Genomic DNA, 19,148 nt, shown 5'->3' with positions numbered 1-19,148 from the left:
ATCATCGGGGGGACGTACCGCCTAGGGTGGTCAGCGTGGCGACCCTTCTGCTTCTGCGACACGGCCGGACCACCGCGAACGCCGACGGCGGCCTGGCCGGGCGGCAACCGGTCGAGCTGGACGACACCGGCCGGGCGCAGGCGACGGCGGTCGGCGGGCGCCTCGCCGGGCTGCCGCTGGCGGCGGTGGTGACCAGCCCGCTCATCCGCTGCCGGCAGACCCTCGACCTGGCACTTCCCGGCGCCGAGCCGGTCGTCGACGAAGGGCTGATCGAGTGCGGGTACGGCGACTGGGAGGGGCAGTCGCTGAAGAAGCTGGCGAAGGAGCCGCTCTGGCCGGTGGTGCAGCAGCACCCGAGCGCCGCCGCGTTCCCGCAGGGCGAGTCGATGGCGGCCATGTCGGCGCGCGCAGTCGCCGCGGTACGGGCGTGGGACGCGCGGGTCACCGCCGAGCACGGGCCGGAGGCCATCTGGCTGGCGTGCAGCCACGGCGACGTGATCAAGGCGATCGTGGCGGACGCGCTCGGCGTACACCTTGATCTTTTTCAGCGGATCGTGGCCGACCCGGCGTCGGTGACGGCGATCCGCTACACCCCGTTGCGGCCGTTCCTGGTCCGGCTCAACGACACCGGCGGTGACCTGTCGGCGCTGGTCCCGCCGCCGCACAAGCGGCGCCGGCGACCGGCGCGGGCGGCCGAGTCCGACGCGGCGGTCGGCGGAGGCGCGGGCGCGGCCGGGTGAAGCGGGCGTACGCGGCGCGTTCGCTCTGGGCGGATTCGGCGTCGGTGGGCTGCGCGGTGCTTCCACACGCCGGATAGGGTCGTGGGTATGACGCACCAGGTGCACGCCTTCGAGCCGCCGGAGCGGTTCGTCGCCGGTACGGTCGGCCCGCCGGGGGAGCGCACGTTCTTCCTCCAGGCGCGCGGCGGCGGCCGGCTGGTCAGCGTGTCGCTGGAGAAGGTCCAGGTGTCGTTGCTCGCCGAGAAGCTGGAGGAGCTGCTCGCCGAGGCGCAGCGCCGCTTCGGTGTGAAGCTTCCGGAGCCGGTGACCACGGTGACCGGCGACAACGAGCCGCTCGACACGCCTGTGGACGAGGAGTTCCGGGTCGGCACGCTGGGCCTGGCCTTCGACGTGGACACCGCCACCGTGGTGATCGAGGCGATCGCCGTCGGTGAGGCCGAGGTCGAGGTCGAGCTGGGCGACGCGGACGACGACGCCGACGAGGACCCGGACGAGCCGGACGACGACCTCGACCGCCTGCGGGTGCGGCTGACCCCGGAGGCGACCCGCGAGTTCATCGAACGGGCCAAGCGCGTCGTGAACGCCGGCCGGCCCCCCTGCCCGCTCTGCGGCCAGCCGCTCGACCCGGCCGGTCACCTCTGCCCCCGGCACAACGGCTATCACCGGTGACCTCGTCGGAACTGCAGCCCCGACAGGACGGCGCCGAGGCGCTGCGGCTGCTCGCCGACGGTGAGCTGACCCTGGAGGGGCGGCTCGTCGACGCCTCCAACGCGACGCTGCGGGGCGTCATCGCGCTCGGCGACGTGACAGCGCACTGTGTCTACAAGCCGGTACGCGGCGAGCGCCCGCTCTGGGACTTCCAGGACGGCACGCTCGCCGGCCGGGAGGTGTCCGCCTACCTGGTGTCCCGGGCCACCGGCTGGGACCTGGCTCCGCCCACGGTGCTGCGCGACGGCCCGTTCGGCCCCGGCTCGTGCCAGCTCTGGATCGACGAGCCGGACGACGCCGAGCCGCTGGTCGGGTTCGTGCCGGCGCGGGAGATCCCGCCGCGCTGGTTCCCGGTCGCCGCGGCGCGCGACGACGACGGGGCGGCGTACGCGCTGGCGCACGCCGACGACCCCCGCCTGGCCCGGCTCGTCGTGCTCGACGCGATCATCAACAACGCCGACCGCAAGGGCGGGCACGTGCTCGTCGGCCCGGACGACCGGATCTACGGCGTCGACCACGGCGTGAGCTTCCACGTCGAGGAGAAGCTGCGGACGGTCCTGTGGGGCTGGGCCGGCCGCGAACTGCCGCCGGACGCGGTGGAGATGCTCGACGGCCTGGCCGGGCAGCTCCGCGGGCCGCTCGGTGAGGAACTGGCCGAGCACCTGACCATCGGTGAGCTGGCCGCGCTGGCGGAACGGGTCGAGCGGCTGCGCGAGAGCGGCCGGTTCCCCCTGCCGCCGCAGGAGTGGCCGGCGATGCCCTGGCCACCCATGTGAGCTGCTGTCGCGTTGATCACCCGTAGGGCGGCACCCGAGCGTCTGACGGATCGTTAGGCTGGCGGTCATGGAGTCTTGGGCGGGACATGACGTGCCACGGCTGCCCGGCGAGGGCGTGTCGCTGAGGTTGTACGACTCGGCGCGGCAGGGCGCCCATCCCAGCCGGCCCGAGGGCGCGGCCTCGATGTACGTCTGCGGCATCACCCCGTACGACGCGACGCACCTCGGACACGCCGCCACCATGATCACGTTCGACCTCGTGCAGCGGATGTGGCGCGACGCCGGCCTCGACGTGCGGTACGTGCAGAACGTCACCGACATCGACGACCCGCTGCTGGAGCGCGCCGAGCGCGACGGCGAGGACTGGAAGGTCCTGGCCATGCGGGAGACCGCGCTGTTCCGCGAGGACATGGAGGCGCTGCGGATGATCCCGCCGGCGCACTACGTCGGCGCGGTCGAGTCGATCCCGGACATCGCCGAGAAGGTGCTGATGCTGCTCAAGGACGGTGCGGCGTACCGGCTCGACGACGGCACCGGCGACGTCTACTTCGACATCTCCGCCGCGCCCCGGTTCGGCTACGAGTCCAACCTGACCCGCGAGCAGATGATCGAGCTGTTCGCCGAGCGCGGCGGCGACCCGGAACGCGCCGGCAAGCGCGACCCGCTCGACCCGCTGCTGTGGCGCGGCGCCCGCGAGGGCGAGCCGTCCTGGCCCGGCGGCGACCTGGGCCCGGGCCGTCCCGGCTGGCACATCGAGTGCACAGTCATCGCGTTGAACCTGCTCGGCGACCGGATCGACGTGCAGGGCGGCGGCAACGACCTGATCTTCCCGCACCACGAGTGCTCCGCCGCGCACGCCGAGCGGCTGACCGGCGAGGCACCGTTCGCCGATCACTACGTGCACGCCGGCATGATCGGCCTGGACGGCGAGAAGATGTCGAAGTCCCAGGGCAACCTGGTCTTCGTGTCCCGGCTGCGGGCCGACAAGGTCGACCCGATGGCGGTCCGGCTGGCGCTGATGAGCGGGCACTACCGCAGCGACCGCTCCTGGACCGACGACCTGCTCACCGAGGCGCAGGAGCGGCTGGGCCGCTGGCGGCGGGCCGCCGCCGCGCCGGCCGGGCCGTCGGGGGCGGCGTTGCTGGCCGCGGTACGCGAGCGCCTGGCCGACGACCTGGACACGCCGGGTGCCCTGGCGGCGGCCGACAGCTGGGCCGAAGGCGCCCTGAACGGCGTCACGGACGACGAGACCGCTCCGGCCCTCTTCCGAGACACGGTGGACGCCCTCCTAGGCATCGCCCTCTAGCCCCGCCCCGTCCTTCCACCGCGCCTCATCGCCCTCGCGCCGCGCCTTCTCGCTGTGCTCGCGCGTCGATCTTGCACTTGCGGCCCACGTTCCGGCGTTTTTGCCCGGTTCGCGGGGGCCGCAACCGCAAGATCGCGCCGTCCGGGGGGCGGGTGTGGCGTGGGTGGAACGTGGTGGGTGCGTCGAGGACGGTTTGACACACGTGATGTTCCACTCGGGCGTGGTCGGCCCCGGCTGCTCCGTGCGCTGGCGACCCGACCGCTGACTCGGCGATCTTGCAGTTGTGGCCCCGCTGAACAGGGCATAACCGGCAATCTGGGGGCCGGAAGTGCAAGATCGACGGAATCGGGGCGGGTGTAGAAGGCTCAGGCCCGGGTGTTGCGCTCCCACACCTCCAGCACGCCCAGCGTCAGTCCATCGTCCTCGAGGTGCCCTACGAACAGCGCGTGCAGCGCACCACCCACGCCTCGTCCCCACATCTCCGGGTCGACGTGGATGGAGCTGCGCGGTCGTCCGCGGATCCAGGTCGGAGGAGTGCGGCGGCCCCAGGGCCAGCACGCTGGCCAGGGCACCGTCCACGATGGCGCAGCGCACCCGCTTGTGCGCCGAGGTGATCGCCGCCGCCCAGCCCCGCCTCGCGTACCTCCACGACCCCTCCCTCGACCCCAGACATCCGGCGATCTTGCGATTGCGGCCCTCCCTGATCGGGCGAAGCCGACATCAGGAGGGCCGCAAGTGCAAGATCGACGCGGAAACCCGGCGCGGAGGGCGCGGGTGGGGGGGCAGGTCGGGTCAGCTCTGGGCTCGGGCTCCGTTTGTGGCCGGGTCGACCGGGGCGGCGTCCAGGCCGGAGATCCAGCCGGTGACGTCACGCGCCACATCCTGGGCGGTCAGCCGCAGGTCGGCCAGGATCTGCGCGCGGCTGCCGTGCGGGTGCCAGTCGGCCGCTACGCCGAGGTCCTTGACCGGTACGCGGACGTCGGCGTCGCGCATCGCCTGGGCCAGCGCCGAGCCGACGCCGCCGATGCGTACGCCGTCCTCCACGGTGACCACGAGCCGGTGCGCGGACGCCAGCTCGACCAGTTCGGCCGGCACCGGGCGCACCCAGCGCGGGTCGACCACTGTCACGCCGTATCCCTGCTCGGCGACCCGGGCGGCGACCTCCACGCCGAGGCCGGCGAACGAGCCGACCGCTACCAGCAGCACGTCGGTACGCGCCGACTCGGCCAGCACGTCGACCGGGCCGACCCGGCGTACGGCCGGCAGGTCGGCGGCGACGGTGCCGGTCGGGAAGCGCAGGATGGTCGGGCCGTCGTCCACGGCGACCGCCTCGCGCAGCTCCTCGCGCAGCGTGGCCGAGTCGCGGGGCGCGGCGATCCGCAGGCCGGGCACCACGCCGAAGACCGACATGTCCCAGATGCCGTAGTGGCTGGGCCCGTCCGGGCCGGTGATGCCGGCCCGGTCCAGCACGAACGTGACCGGCAGCTTGTGCATGGCCACGTCCAGCAGGACCTGGTCGAACGCGCGGTTGAGGAACGTGGCGTAGACCGCGACCACCGGGTGCAGCCCGCCCATGGCGAGGCCGGCGGCGGAGGTGGCCGCGTGCTGCTCGGCGATGCCCACGTCGTACACCCGCTCCGGGTACTTGCGGGCGAGCGTGGCGATGCCGGTGGGCTCGGCCATGGCGGCGGTGATGCCGACCACGTCGGGGCGCTCGTCGGCGATCGCGACCAGCTCGTCGGCGAAGACGTTGGTCCACTTCACCGACGGCACGGCGAGCAGCTTGCCGGTCTCGGCGTCGAACGCGCCGGGGCCGTGCAGGCAGTCGGCCTCGTCGTCCTCGGCGGGACGGTAGCCGTAGCCCTTGCGGGTGACCGCGTGCACGATCACCGGGCCGCCGAAGTTCTTCGCGGCGCGCAGCGCCGCCTCGACCGCCGGTACGTCGTGGCCGTCGACCGGGCCGACGTACTTGATGCCGAGGTCCTCGAACATGGCCTGCGGGGCGACCGCGTCCTTGATGCCCTTCTTGACCGCGTGCAGCACCTCGTACATCGGCTTGCCGACGAACGGGGTGTTGCCCAGCGCGTCCTTGACCGTGTCGAGCACCTTCTCGTAGCCGGGGTTGAGCCGCAGCGACGACAGGTGGTCGGCGAGGCCACCGATGGTCGGCGAGTAGGACCGGCCGTTGTCGTTGACCACGATCACCAGCGGGTTGCCGGCGGTGGCGATGTTGTTCAGCGCCTCCCAGCACATGCCGCCGGTGAGCGCGCCGTCGCCGACCACGGCGACCACTGAGCGCTTCTCGCCGCGCAGCGCGTACGCCTTGGCCAGACCGTCGGCGTACGACAGGGCGGTGGAGGCGTGCGAGTTCTCGATCAGGTCGTGCTCGCTCTCCGCCTGGCTGGGGTAGCCGGAGAGGCCACCGCGCTGGCGGAGCTTGTCGAAGCCCTCCTGCCGACCGGTGAGGATCTTGTGCACGTACGCCTGATGGCCGGTGTCGAAGAGGAGCCGGTCACGCGGGGAGTCGAAGACCCGGTGCATCGCCAGGGTCAGCTCGACCACACCGAGGTTGGGGCCGACGTGGCCGCCGGTGCGGGAGACCTTGGCGATCAGGAAGTCACGGATCTCGGCGGCGAGGATGTCCAGCTGCTCGGCGGTCATCCGCTTCACGTCCTGCGGGCCGCGGACGGTGCCCAGCAGCCGACCGTGGTTGGCCGTGCCCTCTTCAACACTCATGACCGGAGAGTCTATCGGCCGCGGAACAGTCCGCAGCCTGGCCGTGCATCGACCCAGGTCAGGCGTCCACCACGAGCCGCCGGGGCGCGGGTGGGCGCGGCGCGGCGACGGACGGGCCCGCAGGGGTCCAGGAGCCGAGCACGGCGGCCCGGGACGCCCCGGTCACCGACGGCACCGCGCCTGGCAGCCCGTGCCAGGACAGCCAGCCCAGCAGCGCGAACGCGTACGCCTCCTTGGCCTGGGCCGGTACGCCCAGCTCGTCGGTGGTGCGCAGCCGCCAGCGCCCCTCGCCCAGGGCCGCCAGCCGCGCCCGGAGTGTGGGATTGCGCACTCCCCCGCCGGCGGCCACCACCTCGGTGACCCGGTGCCGGTCGCAGGCGTCGGCCACCGTGCGGGCGGTCAGCTCGGTGAACGTGGCCAGCACGTCGTCGGCTGCCACCGGCTCCCCGAGCGCGGCAAGCGCGGCGTCCAGGTAGCCGCCGTGGAACAGCTCCTTACCAGTCGACTTGGGCGGCGGCGCGGCATAGTACGGCTCGGCGAGCAGCCGGGCCAGCAGCGCCACGTGCACCCGGCCGGCCGCGGCCCGCGCCCCGTCGACGTCGCAGGGCCGGTCCAGGAAGCGCCGGGCGGCGGCGTCCAGCAGCGCGTTCGCCGGGCCCACGTCGTACCCGAGGACCGGTGCCCCGGGCGCGACCACTGTGAGGTTCGCGATCCCGCCGAGGTTCAACGCGGCCCTCGCACCGGCCTCCGGGTCGAGCAGCAGCGCGTCGAACGCCGGGACCAGCGGCGCGCCCTGGCCGCCGGCCGCGACGTCCGCCGAGCGCAGGTCGTGCAGCACCGGTACGCCCACCCGGGCGGCCACCCGGGCCGGCGCGCCGAGCTGGAGCGTGCCGCGTACCCGGCCGTCCTCGACCCAGTGGAAGACGGTCTGCCCGGGCGACACCACCGCGTCGGCGGTGCCCCCGGCCAGTTCGACGCCGGTCGCCGCCGCCTCCGCGAACACCTCGCCGAGCCGGTTGTCCAGCCGGCAGACCGCCTCGATCGTGGTGGCCGCCGGGGGCAGCAGCGCGCCGATCTCGGCCCGCAGGTCGTCCGGGTACGCCAGCTCCCGGTGCCCGAGCGGCCGCAGCCGCAGCGTGTCGCCGTCGGCGGTGAACTCGGCCGCCACCACGTCCACGCCGTCGTAGGACGTGCCCGACATCAGCCCGACGATGCGCAAGGAAGGGCCCCTTCTTAACGGATCCGGTAGTGGAAGGGCCCCTTATTAACGCGATCAACGCGATCAACGCGCGGAGCCGGGACAAGATCAATACTGCGGGGGCAGGAACAGGCCCACCAACTCCACGTGCTGGGTCATCGGGAACAGGTCGAAGCCGCGCAGCGCAGCCAGCCGCCACCCCGCCTCGGCGAACGTGCGCACGTCCCGGGCGAAGGCCGCCGGGTCGCAGGCCACGTAGGCGACAGCGCGCGGCCCGGCGGCCACCACACCGCGGACCACCGCCGCGCCCGCGCCCGAGCGCGGCGGGTCGAGCACCACCAGGTCGACCGGTCCGGTGATCCGGCGCCGGGACAGCGCCGCCTCCACCCGCGCGGCGACCACCTCGACGGCGCGCAGGTCGGCCAGGTTCTGCCGGGCCGCGGCCACCCCGTCCGGTGCCGACTCGACGAGCGTCACCCGGGCGCCGTCGACCCGTTCGGCGAGCGCGGCGGCGAACAGGCCGGCCCCGCCGTACAGGTCCCAGGCCGTCTCACCGGGCCGCGGCTCGAGCAGGTCGAGGACCGCGCCGGTCAGCGCGTCCGCCGCGGCCGGGTGCACCTGCCAGAACCCGGAGGCGGGCAGCGTGAAGGAACGCCCGGCCGCCGTCTCCCGGACCCGCTCCGGCCCGCTCACGGCCGTCGGAACCCCATCGGTGTACGCGACCACGGCGACGTCCCCGCCGGTGCTGGCGACCGTCTCCACCGCGTCGGCGTCGGGCCAGCGGGCACCGGTCGGCGGGAGCACCGGCAGATCCTGGATCGCCGGGTGCGCGATCAGGCACCTGTCGATCGGCACCACTTCGTGCGAGCGGTGCTTGAGCAGCCCGGCCCGGCCGGCCGCGTCGACCGCGTAGCGGACCCGGGAGCGCCAGCCCAGCGGCCCGCCGGGCAGCGCCTCGACGCGTACGCCGAGCGCGTCGATCTGCTCGGTGGTGAGGCCGCCCAGCCGGGTGAGCTGCTCGCGTACCACGGAGAGCTTCCAGTCGAGCTGGGCGGCCGGGGCGACGTGCTGGAGGTCGCAGCCGCCGCACCGGCCCGGACAGGCGTACGGGCACGGCGGGGTGACCCGGTCCGGCGAGGCGGTGAGGATCTCCACGGCATCGGCGCGGGCGAAGCCCCGGTGCAGTTCGGTCACCTCGGCCACCACCCGCTCACCGGGCAGCGCGTGCCGGACGAAGACCACCTGCCCGCCGACCCGGGCCACGCAGTGCCCGCCCGGCGCGACCGCGTCGACTGTCAGCTCGACCCGCTGGGCCTCCTCCAGCCCGGGCCGGTCCACCGACGCAGGACCGGAGGGCGCAGCCGTCGGCGCGGAACCGGACCGCCCGGCCGCAGGACCGGAATGCTCGTCGCCGCTCACGGCCGCTCCTCGCGCTCGGTGCCGGGTGTGGACGCCACCGGCGGCGGCAGGGTGCTCTGCGGCGCCACCCGGGGGCCGCGCGCCGGGCCCCGGCTCAGCGTGGCGTCCAGCCGGTCCAGGTTCTTGCCGGCGGTGGACGCGAGCTGCCAGGGCACGCTGGTCACCATCACGCCCGGCTCGAACAGCAGCCGCCCCTTGAGCCGCAGCGCGCTCTGGTTGTGCAGCAGGTTCTCCCACCAGCGCCCCACCACGTACTCGGGAATGAAGACGGTGACCACGTCGCGCGGCGACTCACGGCGCACCGACGCGACGAAGTTGAGGATCGGGCGGGTGATCTCCCGGTACGGGGAGTCGATCACGGTGAGCGGCACCGGCAGCTCGCGGCGCTCCCAGTCGGCCTGGAGGTCGCGGGTGTCCTGCTCGTCCACGTTCACGGTGACCGCGGTGAGCGTGTCCGGCCGGGTGGCCCGGGCGTACGCGACGGCCCGCAGCGTCGGCTTGTGCAGCTTGCTGACCAGCACGATGGCGTGGTTGCGGGCGGGCAGCACGCCCCGCTGCTCGGTCGGCTCCAGTTCCTCGGCGATCCGGTCGTAGTGCCGGCGGATGCCGAGCATCACCACGTACATCACCGCCATCGCGACGATCGCGATCCAGGCGCCGAGCAGGAACTTGGTGGCCAGCACGATGATCAGCACCACGCCGGTCATGACCATGCCGAACGTGTTGATCGCCCGGGAACGGAGCATGCGGCGGCGCGCCTCCGGGTCGCGCTCGCGGCGCAGGTGCCGGTTCCAGTGCCGGATCATGCCGGCCTGGGAGAGCGTGAACGAGACGAACACCCCGACGATGTAGAGCTGGATGAGCTTGGTCACCTCGGCCTGGAAACCGATGATCAGCACGATCGCGAAGACGGCCAGGAAGAGGATGCCGTTGGAGAACGCGAGCCGGTCGCCGCGGGTGTGCAGCTGGCGGGGCAGGTAGCGGTCCTGCGCGAGGATCGAGCCGAGCACCGGGAAGCCGTTGAAGGCGGTGTTGGCGGCCAGGAACAGGATCAGCGCGGTCATCCCGGCGACCACGTAGAGCAGCACCGAGCCACCGCCGAACACGGTCTCGCCGAGCTGGGTGGTGACAGTCTTCTGCACGTACCCGTCCGGGCCGGAGATGATCTGCGTGCGCGGGTCCTCGACGAACTGGAGGCCGGTGAGGCGGGCCAGCCAGATGATGCCGACGAGCATGGCCACCGCGATGCCGCCGAGCAACAGCAGCGTGGTCGCCGCGTTCTTCGACTTCGGGCTCTTGAACGCCGGTACGCCGTTGGAGATCGCCTCCACGCCGGTGAGCGCGGCGCAGCCCGAGGAGAACGTCCGTAGCAGCAGGAACACCAGCGCGAACCCGGTGACGCTGTGCTCGGCCTGGATCTCCAGGCCGGCGCTCGGCGCGCGTAGGTCGTCGCCGAGCACGAAGACGCGGATCAGCCCGGTCAGCAGCATGCCGCCGATCACGATCACGAAGCCGTACGTGGGGATGGCGAAGGCGGTGCCCGACTCGCGCAGGCCGCGCAGGTTGATCGCGGTGAGCAGCACCACCGCGCTGACCGCGATGAGCACCTTGTGGGTGGCCACGAACGGCACCACCGAGCCGAGGTTCGCCACGCCGGAGGAGACCGAGACGGCGACCGTGAGCACGTAGTCGACGAGCAGCGCGCTTGCCACCGCGAGGCCGGCCTTGGGACCGAGGTTGACAGTCGCCACCTCGTAGTCGCCACCGCCGGAGGGGTAGGCGTGCACGTTCTGCCGGTAGCTCGCCACCACAGTCAGCATGACCACGACGACCGCTAGCGCGACCCACGGCGAGAAGATGAACGCCGAGGCGCCGGCGATGGACAGCGTCAGGAGGATCTCGTCCGGGGCGTACGCCACGCTGGAGAGCGCGTCCGAGGCGAAGACCGGCAGCGCGATGCGCTTCGGCAGCAGGGTGTGCTGGAGGCGGTCGGACCGGAACGGTCGACCGAGGAGGAGTCGCTTCAGCAGCGAGGTGGGTCGGGCCACAACCGCCAAGCGTACGACCACCGGGTCCGGGGCGCTGGGGTGGTCGATCTCCCCCGCGTGCGGCCGCGCGGTACGGTTCGGTCCCCCGTCCGGCAGGGGGACGTGGCAGGCTCGCAGACGACGGGTCGGCGGGCGGCGCCGTGGGAGGAGCGGACACCGTGCATGTGGTGATCATGGGCTGCGGGCGGGTCGGGTCGACCCTGGCGCACAGCCTGGAGTCGCGTGGACACTCGGTGGCGGTGATCGACCAGGACGCGGACGCGTTCCGCCGTCTCGGGCCCGACTTCGCCGGCATCACCGTCACCGGTGCGGGCTTCGACGGCGAGGTGCTGCGTCAGGCCGGCATCGAACGGGCCGACGCGTTCGCGGCGGTGTCCAGCGGCGACAACTCCAACATCATCTCGGCCCGGCTGGCCCGGGAGACGTTCGGCGTGTCCCGGGTCGCGGCCCGCATCTACGACCAGCGCCGCGCCCAGGTCTACGAGCGGCTCGGCATCCCCACCGTGGCGACCGTCCGGTGGACCGCCGACCGGATGCTGCGCCACCTCGTCCCCGAGGGCAACGTGGAGATCTTCCGCGACCCGACGAGCACCGTCTCGATCATCGAGGTGCCGGTGCACAAGGACTGGATCGGCCGTCCGCTGCGGCAGCTGGAGCAGGCAGTCGGCGCCCGGGTGGCCTACCTGAACCGGTTCGGGATCGGCACGCTGCCCACCGCCTCCACGGTGATCCAGGAGGGCGACCAGGTCTACATGCTGGTGACCGACGACATCAACGGCCCGGTCACGTCGGTGGCGGCGGCGCCGCCGGAAGGGGGGCACTGAGCCATGCGGATCGCCATCGCCGGCGCCGGCAACGTGGGCCGCTCGATCGCCCAGGAGCTGATCGACAACGGCCATCAGGTGATGCTGATCGAGCGGCAGCCGAAGATGCTGCGGCCCGACCGGGTGCCGGCTGCGGACTGGGTGCTCGCCGACGCGTGCGAGCTGGCCAGCCTGGAGGAGGCCGACGTGGCCGGGTGCGACGTGGTGGTGGCCGCCACCGGCGACGACAAGGTCAACCTGGTGGTGTCGCTGCTGGCCAAGACCGAGTTCGCGGTGCCCCGCGTGGTGGCCCGGGTCAACCGGGCGGAGAACGAGTGGCTGTTCACCGAGCAGTGGGGCGTGGACGTCGCGGTGAGCAAGCCGCGGGTGATGGCGGCGCTGGTCGAGGAGGCGGTCACCGTCGGCGACCTGGTCCGGCTGATGACGTTCCGGCAGGGCGAGGCGAACCTGGTCGAGATCACGCTGCCGCCGACCGCGCCCTACGTGGGGCAGGCGATCCACGCGGTGCCGATCCCCCGGGACGCGGCGCTGGTGGCGATCGTGCGCGGCAAGCGGGTGCTGGTGCCGACCCCGGACGACCCGATCGAGGCCGGCGACGAGCTGGTGTTCGTCTGCACTGCGGCGGTGGAGGACGACGTGCGCGCGGTGATCCTCGGCCCGCCCAGCGCGGACCGGCACCGCGACCGTGCCTGAGGCGGCGGCGTCAGGAGCCTGGTAGCGGGGTGGGTGCGGCCTCCCGGGTGACCCGGCGCACCACCCACACCGTGATCAGCAGCAGCAGCGCGTACGGCGGGTAGCCCAGAGCGAGCCGGGCCACGCCGAGCGCGGTGTCCTGGTGGGCCAGGTAGAGCCCGGCCTGTACGCCGACCTTGGCCAGCCACACCACGCCCCACAGCACGGTGAGCTGGGTGAAGGTGCGTACCAGCTTGGGGTCGTCGCGCCACTCGGAGCGGCCCTTGGCGACCAGCACCGACCAGATCCAGCCGACCAGCGGCTGCCGGATCGCGGCCGACAGCAGCAGCGCCAGGCCGTACCCGATGCCGTAGAGGATGCCCGGCAGGTAGAAGTCACGCTCGTCGCCGGTGCGCAGCGCCAGCAGCGCGCCGACGCCGACGCCGAACAGCCCGTTGACCGCGTGCCGCACCGGCTTGCGCTGGGCCAGCCGCAGCCCGGCGATCAGCAGCGCCACCGCCACCGAGGCGTACACGGCGGGGCGCAGCTCGCCGATCACGTTGGCGATCACGAAGACCACCACCGGGATGCTCGACTCGACCAGCCCGCGCCATCCGCCGAGCTGGTCGGCCATCTGCTCGGCGAGGCTGGGCAGCCGCTCCTCGTCCTGCGGGCCGAGACCCGACGGGGTGTGCTGCTGTCCGGTCGTCACTTCGGCGACTCCAGCTCGTAGTACGGGTTGTAGATCACCTTGCGGTCGTCGCGCACCGCCACCCGGCCGCGCGCGGTCAGGTGCCGGCCCGGCTCGATCCCGGCGATGTGCCGGCGGCCCAGCCAGACCAGCGTCACCACGTCGTTGCCGTCGTAGAGGTCGGCTTCCAGCGTGGGCAGGTTCGTGCGGGGCGTGTAGACGACGGTACGCAGCCGCCCGGCCACCGACACCACCTGACCCCTGTTGCACTGGTGAGCGGGCGTGCCGCCGGACTCGGCGCTCTCCCGGCGCAGCTCCTGCGCCTCGATCTCGGCCTCGCTCGCGGTGAGCCGGTACAGGAGCCGCCGCAGCGACCCCCGGCTCTCGTCGGTCGTCATGACCTCCGCGTCACCCTCTCCACAGCGGGGCCCCGCGGGCGGCGGAACCGTCCCGCCAGCGTACGCGCAGTGGCCGCCCGGCGGGAGCGGCGTGGCGCGTACCGCCGGGCGGGACCGGACACGCCGCGGGCCCGGCGCCGGTACGACGCCGGGCCCGGGCACGTGTGGATCAGACCTCCTGCGAGTCGGCGGCCTGCTGCTCGGCGACCTCGCGGGGCAGCCGCAGCGGCAGCGGCTCGCGCACCGGCTTGGCCTCCTGGCCGCGGTCGACGACCAGGCCGTCCAGGCAGGCCGCGAGCGGGCCGGCGGCGGCCGGGTCGGTGGCGGCCGCACCCTGGAAGACGCCGCGCACCATCCAGCGCGGGCCGTCGATGCCGACGAACCGCAGGTCGGTCGGCCCGTCCGGGGTACCCACCCGGGCACGCAGCTCAGGCCCGTGCTCCCCCTCGACCTCCTGGGCGGTCGCGCCGTCGCTGACGAGCGACTGGCGGATCTCCTCGCGCACCTCGTCCCAGATGCCCTCGGAGCGGGGCGCGGCGAAGACGCCGAGCTGGAGCGCGTTCTGGCCGTGCACCAGCACGACCTGCTGGATCACGCCCTGCGGGTCGGCCTGGACCCGCACCTCGACGTCCGGCACCGCCGGGATCCGCAGGCTGCCCAGGTCGAGGCGAGGCGCCTCCGGGGCCTCGCTGACGTCGTACGGGCCGCGGTCCGGCGCCGACGGGGTCTCCTCGGCGTCGAGGACCCCATTGTCACGCGCCTCGTCGGCCCGCTTCCGGGAGAAGATCACTGCGCCCACCCTCCGCTGTTCACACTCACCCTGCCACCTCTTCGCTCTGCCCGCCGGACGGCGCCGGGACCAGCCCGGCGTGCCCGCCGGTGGACCCGTGCCCGCCCGTGCCACGCCGGGACTCGGGCAGCTCGGCCACCGGCCGGAACTCGGCCCGGGCGACCCGCTGGACCACGAGCTGCGCGATGCGGTCACCCCGGCTGATCTTGGCCGGCGTGTCCCGATCGTGGTTGATCAGGTTGACCAGGATCTCACCCCGGTAGCCGGCGTCGACCGTACCGGGCGCGTTGAGCACCGTCACGCCGAGTCTGGCCGCGAGTCCGGATCGGGGGTGCACCAGCCCGACGTAGCCGTCCGGCAGCGCCACCGCCACGCCCGTGGGCACCAGGGCCCGGCCGCCGGGGGGCAGCTCGACGTCCGCGGCGGCCACCAGGTCCGCACCGGCGTCGCCGGGATGGGCGTACGCCGGCAGTGGCAGCTCCGGGTCGAGCAGCCGCACGGGCACGGGTACGACGTCTGTCACGGTCATCCTCTTCCGTCCGGTCCTGCGGGGTGCCCCTGCCATCCTGCCGGTTGCCGGGCCGCTCGCGCGCCGTACCCTCGTCTGTGTGCGTCAGTCGTCATCTCCGGCCGCCCCGACGGCCACCGCCGCGCCGTACGCGGAGCGTCTCGGGCTGCCCTGGTGGGCCTGGCCGGCCGGGCTGGCCGCGGCCGGTCTGCTCGCGGTCGAGCTCTGGATGGGCGCGACCGGGGTGCGCGCCTGGCTGCCGTTCGTGCTGCTGATCCCCGCTGCGGTGGCCGCACTGTGGTGGCTGGGCCGGATCCGGGTCGAGGTGCGTGACGGCGAGCTGCGGGTCGACGACGCCCACCTGCCGGTGCGGTACGTCGCGGACGTGGTGCCGCTGGACGCGGCCGGCCGGCGCGAGGTGCTCGGCGTCGGCTCCGACCCGCTCGCCTTCGTGGTGCAGCGGCCGTGGATCGGTGGCGCGGTGCAGGTGGTGCTGGACGACCCGGCCGACCCGACGCCGTTCTGGGTGGTCAGCACGCGGCACCCGGTCCAGCTGGCGACCGCCCTGCTGGCCGCCCGCGACGCGGCCTGACCGTCCACCGCGGCCCACCGCGACCCACCGCGACCCGGCTCGGCCCGGCTCGGCCCGCCACGGCCCGGCCCGGCCCGGGACCGGTCAGGACGGCGCCTCCGGCAGGGCACGCGCGGTACGCCGCAGGTCCTTGCGCAGTTGCTCGCCGAGCGCGCGGGTGGCCCGGCGGTTGAGGTAGCCGGCCACGGCGGCACCGGTCAGGAACGGCCCGAGCGTGGTGAGGTTGCGCCCGAATCGGCGCATCAGGCTGTCCCGCAGTTCCCGGCGGGCGGCGGTGCCGAGCACCGCGCTCACCCCGACGCCCGGCATCATCGGGTTGACCCCCCGCTGGGTGGCCCAGGACTGCACGAGCGCCACGGCACGGCCGGTGCCGCCGGGCGGCAGCGGCACCCGGTGGACCTCGTGCAGCTCCCCGATCAGTTTCAGCTCGATCGCCACCACAGCCACCGTCTCGGCGGCCAGCAGGACGGGAGCGGAGAGCAGGGTGGGCGTGACCGCCCATTCGACGGCGGCGACCCCGCCGCCCGCGGCGCCGACTCCGGCGGTGGCGCGGGACGCGTTGCGGACCAGCCGGTCGGCGAGCGCCTCGTCGTCCAGGCCGGGAAAGTGCCGCCGCAGCGTGGCGAGGTCGCGGATCGGCACGTGCGGGGCGACCTCGGCGACCGTGTCGGTCATCCAGCGCACCGCCGCGCGGGGCTTGAACAGGTCGGTGATCCCGCGGGCGCGGGCCTGCCCGACCAGCCGGGTCAGCAGTTGCCGCCGGCGGGCGGGCGCGATGTCGTCGGCGGTCAGGGCGGCGACGGTGGCGCCCAGCTCTGCGGTGTCCGGGCTGTCCGGGCCCGGTACGTCCGGGCCGGGCTTGTCCGGGCCGGCTTCTTCGCTGCGCTCGCTCACCCGTCCGCCCTCCTGCTCCGCGCGGCGTGGCAGCCGCCCGTACGAGTCAAGCAGCTCCCGGCCGAGCGCGCACGGCGGCGGCTCGAACAGCGGCGGCCCCGTCGAGGAGGCCGCCGCTGGTGTCCCCGGTCGGGATCAGACGCACTCGCGGCAGATCAGGTCGCCGTTGCGCTCGACCGCCAGCTGGCTGCGGTGGTGGACCAGGAAGCAGCGGGCGCACCGGAACTCGTCCTGCTGCATCGGGAGGACCTTGACCGTGAGCTCCTCGTCGGCCAGATCGGCGCCGGGCAGCTCGAAGCTCTCGGCCACCTCGGCCTCGTCGACGTCCACGGCACCCGACTGTGAGTCGACCCGCCGGGCCTTGAGCTCTTCCAGGCTGTCCTCGCCGAGGTCGACCTCGTCGCGACGCGGGGCGTCGTAGTCGGTGGCCATCGGTTTCACTCTCCAATATCGATATTGTCGCTGCCGGTTGTAACGCCGGACGACGCCGTTTCGGTTCCCCTGACCGGCCACCATCTCTGTCGGGCACCCGACCCGAAGAGCGGTGGGCCGGGCTCGCCGGTGCGAAATGCCCCCGGTGAGCGCGGAACCTTACCCCCCCTGTGGGCGAGGCATGTATACCGCCCTCGCGGGAGAGATGTACGCCTCTGCGCCCGAAGTTGTTCCCAATGTGACTCAGGCGACACGAAGATAGGGGTAGTCCTACCGGTTCACCGCGTGGCGCGCCGGTATGTCGGACTGTTTCCACGCCTGAGCCGGACAAGCGTTAACCTCAGCGGCGTACTGGACGGCCGACAGGTCGCGGCCCGACCGCGTCGCCCGCCACCACCCAATCACTGTCCGGGGAGCGCCCAGGATGAGTTTTGCGCGAGTGCGGGCACTCGTTGTCGTCGGACTGCTGGCGGTCGTCGCCCTGGTCTTCGTGGTCGTCGCCGTGCTGAAGGACAGTCAGGGCACAGCCGGTACGGCGGCCGCCTGCCCCGATGGCTGGCCGCTGGTCGACCTGCGCCTGCGGGAACAGAAGGACGTCAAGATCAACGTCTACAACGCCACCGACGAGGCCGGCCGGGCCGGCAGCGTCGCGGACGACTTCCGCAACCGCAAGTTCCAGGTCAAGAAGGTCGGCAACGAGACCAAGGCGTTCGACGGCGTGGCCGAGCTGCGGTTCGGGCCCAAGGCCGTGGGCTCGGCGCACCTGCTGCGCGCGTACTTCCTCAACGAGGCCAACCAGAAGTTCGACCCCAAGCGCAAGGACGACGTCGTCGACGTGGTGCTGGGCAACCAGTTCCAGCAGCTCGCCACCACCACCGAGGTCAACCAGTCGCTCGGCGACCTGGGCGCGCCGCAGGCGCCGACCGGCACCTGCCCGATGCCGATCGAGAAGTAGGCGACGGGCGCACCGACGGCACAGGGCGGTCTCCCCCGGGGAGGCCGCCCTGTCGCGTGTCCGGCGCCGTCACGGCCCGCCCGAGGCGTCCAGGTCGGCCAGCCGGTCGTGCAGCGGCCCGTGCAGCGCCGGCGGCGCGGCGAGCACCAGGTCCGGGCCGGCCGGGAGGCCGGACAGGCCGGTCACCAGCAGCCCGGCCTCCCGGGCGACCAGCCCGCCCGCGGCCAGGTCCCAGTCGGCCAGACCCTTCTCGTAGTACGCGTCCACCCGCCCCTCGGCGGCCAGGCAGAGGTCGAGCGCGGCGGCGCCCATCCGGCGGATGTCCCGGATGTGCGGGATCAGCTCGGTCACCACCCGCGCCTGGTGGGCCCGGCGGTCGGCGTCGTAGCCGAACCCGGTGGCGACGAGCGCCTGCCCGAGGTCGGTGGCGGCGGAGCCGTGCAGCCGCTGCCCGTCGCGCCAGGCGCCGCCGCCGAGCGTCGCGGTCCACTCCTCGCCGGTGACGATGTTGCGGACCACACCGGCGACCACCTCACCGGCCACCTCGGCGGCCAGCGAGACGGCGCAGTACGGCAGCCCGTACAGGTAGTTCACGGTTCCGTCGATCGGGTCGAGGATCCAGCGCACGCCGTCGGGGCCGGCCGGGCCGGTCTCGCCCGCGCCGTACTCCTCGCCCAGCACGGCGTCGCCGGGCCGGCGCTGCCGCAGCGCGGCGACCACCTGCCGCTCCACCGCCCGGTCGGCGGCGGTCACCACGTCGGTCACCGTGCTCTTGGTCGCGGCCACCGAGACGCCCTCGACCCGCATCCGGTACGCGGTGGTGGCGGCCTCCCGGGCCACATCGACAGCGATCGTGAGCAACTCCCGCGCCGTGGGCGTCGAGATGATCATGTCTCTCCCCTTCCGGCACGATCGGGACCGGCCGTCTCGTGCGCGGGTATCATCCTTACAAAGTCCACATCTGCGCCGAATCTGCGGTCCCGGACCGCAGGTCCGCCGTGCGGCGCGGGATGATCGCGGCAGACGGCGTTACAATTCACCCTGCCCACGCGCCACGGACCGCCAGCGACCGGACGGCCCGGGACACGGGGGTCCTCAACGACTCGCCCGGCGCGGCCGTCCCATGCTGCGCCGGACGACCCGGCCGTGCTCGCTCTTTCGCCTCCGGAAGGTCTTCGTGACAGATCCCCGCCAGACCGGCGCCGACGTTCGCTCGCTCACCGACACCCTGATCGCCCACGCGCAGAGCGCCGGCGGCCAGCTCACGTCGGCCCAGCTCGCGCGCACCGTCGAGTCCGCTGAGGTGACCCCGGCCCAGGCCAAGAAGATCCTCCGCGCACTCTCCGAGGCGGGCGTGACGGTGGTGGTGGACGGCTCGGCGAGCACCCGCCGCCGCGTCGCCGCCGCCCGGTCCGCCACCCCGGCCTCCCGCGCGACCACGGCCAAGACCACCAAGAAGGC

At 73.6% G+C, this 19,148-nt stretch carries 20 protein-coding genes; 9 read left to right on the top strand and 11 right to left on the bottom strand.

Going from position 1 to position 19,148, the window contains the following annotated elements:
- Positions 1–26 precede the first annotated feature (26 nt).
- The 4 genes from ABD52_RS28950 (at position 27) to mshC (ending at position 3,530) form a co-directional block, all read left to right on the top strand.
- On the top strand, positions 27–740 hold the full coding sequence (locus tag ABD52_RS28950) for a histidine phosphatase family protein (RefSeq protein WP_047893854.1): 714 nt from the start codon (positions 27–29) through the stop codon (positions 738–740).
- Between the two features lie 87 nt (positions 741–827).
- Positions 828–1,409 carry a DUF3090 domain-containing protein gene (locus ABD52_RS28945; RefSeq protein ID WP_013286077.1) on the top strand — a complete coding sequence of 194 codons (582 nt, stop codon included), beginning with the start codon at positions 828–830 and terminating at the stop codon, positions 1,407–1,409.
- Complete coding sequence (locus tag ABD52_RS28940) at positions 1,406–2,224, top strand: SCO1664 family protein (RefSeq protein ID WP_047893853.1); 819 nt, start codon at positions 1,406–1,408, stop codon at positions 2,222–2,224. Before ABD52_RS28945 ends, ABD52_RS28940 begins: the two co-directional genes overlap by 4 nt.
- Positions 2,225–2,291: 67 nt before the next feature.
- A complete protein-coding gene (mshC, locus tag ABD52_RS28935) occupies positions 2,292–3,530 on the top strand; it encodes a cysteine--1-D-myo-inosityl 2-amino-2-deoxy-alpha-D-glucopyranoside ligase (protein ID WP_013476974.1) in 1,239 nt (412 codons plus the stop codon).
- A 792-nt stretch (positions 3,531–4,322) separates the two neighbouring features.
- Here mshC and dxs read toward each other — a convergent pair.
- The 4 genes from dxs to ABD52_RS28915 form a co-directional block, all read right to left on the bottom strand.
- On the bottom strand, positions 4,323–6,266 hold the full coding sequence (gene dxs, locus ABD52_RS28930; RefSeq protein ID WP_013474513.1) for a 1-deoxy-D-xylulose-5-phosphate synthase: 1,944 nt from the start codon (positions 6,264–6,266) through the stop codon (positions 4,323–4,325).
- Between the two features lie 58 nt (positions 6,267–6,324).
- Positions 6,325–7,485, bottom strand: a complete 1,161-nt coding sequence (locus ABD52_RS28925) for an anhydro-N-acetylmuramic acid kinase (RefSeq protein WP_047893852.1) — start codon at positions 7,483–7,485, stop codon at positions 6,325–6,327.
- Positions 7,486–7,572: 87 nt separating this feature from the next.
- Complete coding sequence (locus ABD52_RS28920) at positions 7,573–8,802, bottom strand: class I SAM-dependent RNA methyltransferase (RefSeq protein WP_047893851.1); 1,230 nt, start codon at positions 8,800–8,802, stop codon at positions 7,573–7,575.
- 77 nt (positions 8,803–8,879) lie between these two features.
- Entirely contained in the window at positions 8,880–10,931 is a 2,052-nt protein-coding gene (locus ABD52_RS28915; RefSeq protein ID WP_013474510.1) for an APC family permease, read from the bottom strand.
- Between the two features lie 158 nt (positions 10,932–11,089).
- On the opposite strand from ABD52_RS28915, the gene ABD52_RS28910 reads away from it, so the two are divergent.
- A complete protein-coding gene (locus ABD52_RS28910; RefSeq protein WP_013284798.1) occupies positions 11,090–11,755 on the top strand; it encodes a TrkA family potassium uptake protein in 666 nt (221 codons plus the stop codon).
- Between the two features lie 3 nt (positions 11,756–11,758).
- Positions 11,759–12,448 (top strand): TrkA family potassium uptake protein, encoded by a 690-nt coding sequence (locus ABD52_RS28905; protein WP_013284797.1) that lies wholly within the window; start codon positions 11,759–11,761, stop codon positions 12,446–12,448.
- Between the two features lie 10 nt (positions 12,449–12,458).
- Here the strand turns inward: ABD52_RS28905 and ABD52_RS28900 are convergent, their stop codons facing one another.
- From ABD52_RS28900 to dut, 4 genes are all read right to left on the bottom strand, one after another.
- Positions 12,459–13,139, bottom strand: coding sequence for a DUF3159 domain-containing protein (locus ABD52_RS28900; RefSeq protein ID WP_047893850.1), 681 nt, complete (start codon positions 13,137–13,139; stop codon positions 12,459–12,461).
- Positions 13,136–13,516 carry an OB-fold nucleic acid binding domain-containing protein gene (locus tag ABD52_RS28895; protein ID WP_047893849.1) on the bottom strand — a complete coding sequence of 127 codons (381 nt, stop codon included), beginning with the start codon at positions 13,514–13,516 and terminating at the stop codon, positions 13,136–13,138. Before ABD52_RS28895 ends, ABD52_RS28900 begins: the two co-directional genes overlap by 4 nt.
- A gap of 169 nt (positions 13,517–13,685) precedes the next feature.
- Positions 13,686–14,306 carry a DUF3710 domain-containing protein gene (locus ABD52_RS28890; RefSeq protein ID WP_013284794.1) on the bottom strand — a complete coding sequence of 207 codons (621 nt, stop codon included), beginning with the start codon at positions 14,304–14,306 and terminating at the stop codon, positions 13,686–13,688.
- A 25-nt stretch (positions 14,307–14,331) separates the two neighbouring features.
- Positions 14,332–14,829 carry a dUTP diphosphatase gene (dut, locus tag ABD52_RS28885; RefSeq protein ID WP_030274559.1) on the bottom strand — a complete coding sequence of 166 codons (498 nt, stop codon included), beginning with the start codon at positions 14,827–14,829 and terminating at the stop codon, positions 14,332–14,334.
- A gap of 85 nt (positions 14,830–14,914) precedes the next feature.
- Between dut and ABD52_RS28880 the strand changes: the two genes are divergently transcribed.
- Positions 14,915–15,406: a DUF3093 domain-containing protein gene (locus tag ABD52_RS28880; protein WP_013284792.1), complete on the top strand. Its 492-nt coding sequence runs from the start codon at positions 14,915–14,917 to the stop codon at positions 15,404–15,406.
- Positions 15,407–15,490: 84 nt separating this feature from the next.
- On the opposite strand, the gene ABD52_RS28875 is transcribed toward ABD52_RS28880, so the two are convergent.
- Positions 15,491–16,219, bottom strand: coding sequence for a hypothetical protein (locus ABD52_RS28875; RefSeq protein WP_174361773.1), 729 nt, complete (start codon positions 16,217–16,219; stop codon positions 15,491–15,493).
- A 216-nt stretch (positions 16,220–16,435) separates the two neighbouring features.
- Positions 16,436–16,732, bottom strand: coding sequence for a DUF4193 domain-containing protein (locus ABD52_RS28870; RefSeq protein WP_013284790.1), 297 nt, complete (start codon positions 16,730–16,732; stop codon positions 16,436–16,438).
- Between the two features lie 439 nt (positions 16,733–17,171).
- On the opposite strand from ABD52_RS28870, the gene ABD52_RS28865 reads away from it, so the two are divergent.
- Entirely contained in the window at positions 17,172–17,687 is a 516-nt protein-coding gene (locus tag ABD52_RS28865; protein ID WP_030274563.1) for a LytR C-terminal domain-containing protein, read from the top strand.
- 69 nt (positions 17,688–17,756) lie between these two features.
- On the opposite strand, the gene ABD52_RS28860 is transcribed toward ABD52_RS28865, so the two are convergent.
- Positions 17,757–18,578, bottom strand: coding sequence for an inositol monophosphatase family protein (locus tag ABD52_RS28860; protein ID WP_013284788.1), 822 nt, complete (start codon positions 18,576–18,578; stop codon positions 17,757–17,759).
- Between the two features lie 286 nt (positions 18,579–18,864).
- Here ABD52_RS28860 and ABD52_RS28855 point away from each other — a divergent pair.
- Positions 18,865–19,148, top strand: a 284-nt coding sequence (locus ABD52_RS28855) for an RNA polymerase sigma factor region1.1 domain-containing protein (protein WP_304413822.1), incomplete at its 3' end; no start/stop codon positions are given.

This window comes from Micromonospora sp. RV43 (assembly GCF_001029515.1).
In the GTDB taxonomy this organism is placed as follows: domain Bacteria; phylum Actinomycetota; class Actinomycetes; order Mycobacteriales; family Micromonosporaceae; genus Micromonospora; species Micromonospora aurantiaca.
The sequence above is the reverse complement of the archived record's forward strand: the minus strand, read 5'-3'. Positions and strand labels throughout refer to the sequence as shown.

Excerpts from the sequence above, each read along its gene's own strand:
- mshC (WP_013476974.1), top strand. The coding sequence starts at position 2,292 with ATGGAGTCTTGGGCGGGACATGACGTGCCACGGCTGCCCGGCGAGGGC.
- ABD52_RS28905 (WP_013284797.1), top strand. The coding sequence starts at position 11,759 with ATGCGGATCGCCATCGCCGGCGCCGGCAACGTGGGCCGCTCGATCGCC.
- ABD52_RS28860 (WP_013284788.1), bottom strand. The coding sequence starts at position 18,578 with ATGATCATCTCGACGCCCACGGCGCGGGAGTTGCTCACGATCGCTGTC.
- ABD52_RS28895 (WP_047893849.1), bottom strand. The coding sequence starts at position 13,516 with ATGACGACCGACGAGAGCCGGGGGTCGCTGCGGCGGCTCCTGTACCGG.
- ABD52_RS28870 (WP_013284790.1), bottom strand. The coding sequence starts at position 16,732 with ATGGCCACCGACTACGACGCCCCGCGTCGCGACGAGGTCGACCTCGGC.
- ABD52_RS28945 (WP_013286077.1), top strand. The coding sequence starts at position 828 with ATGACGCACCAGGTGCACGCCTTCGAGCCGCCGGAGCGGTTCGTCGCC.
- dxs (WP_013474513.1), bottom strand. The coding sequence starts at position 6,266 with ATGAGTGTTGAAGAGGGCACGGCCAACCACGGTCGGCTGCTGGGCACC.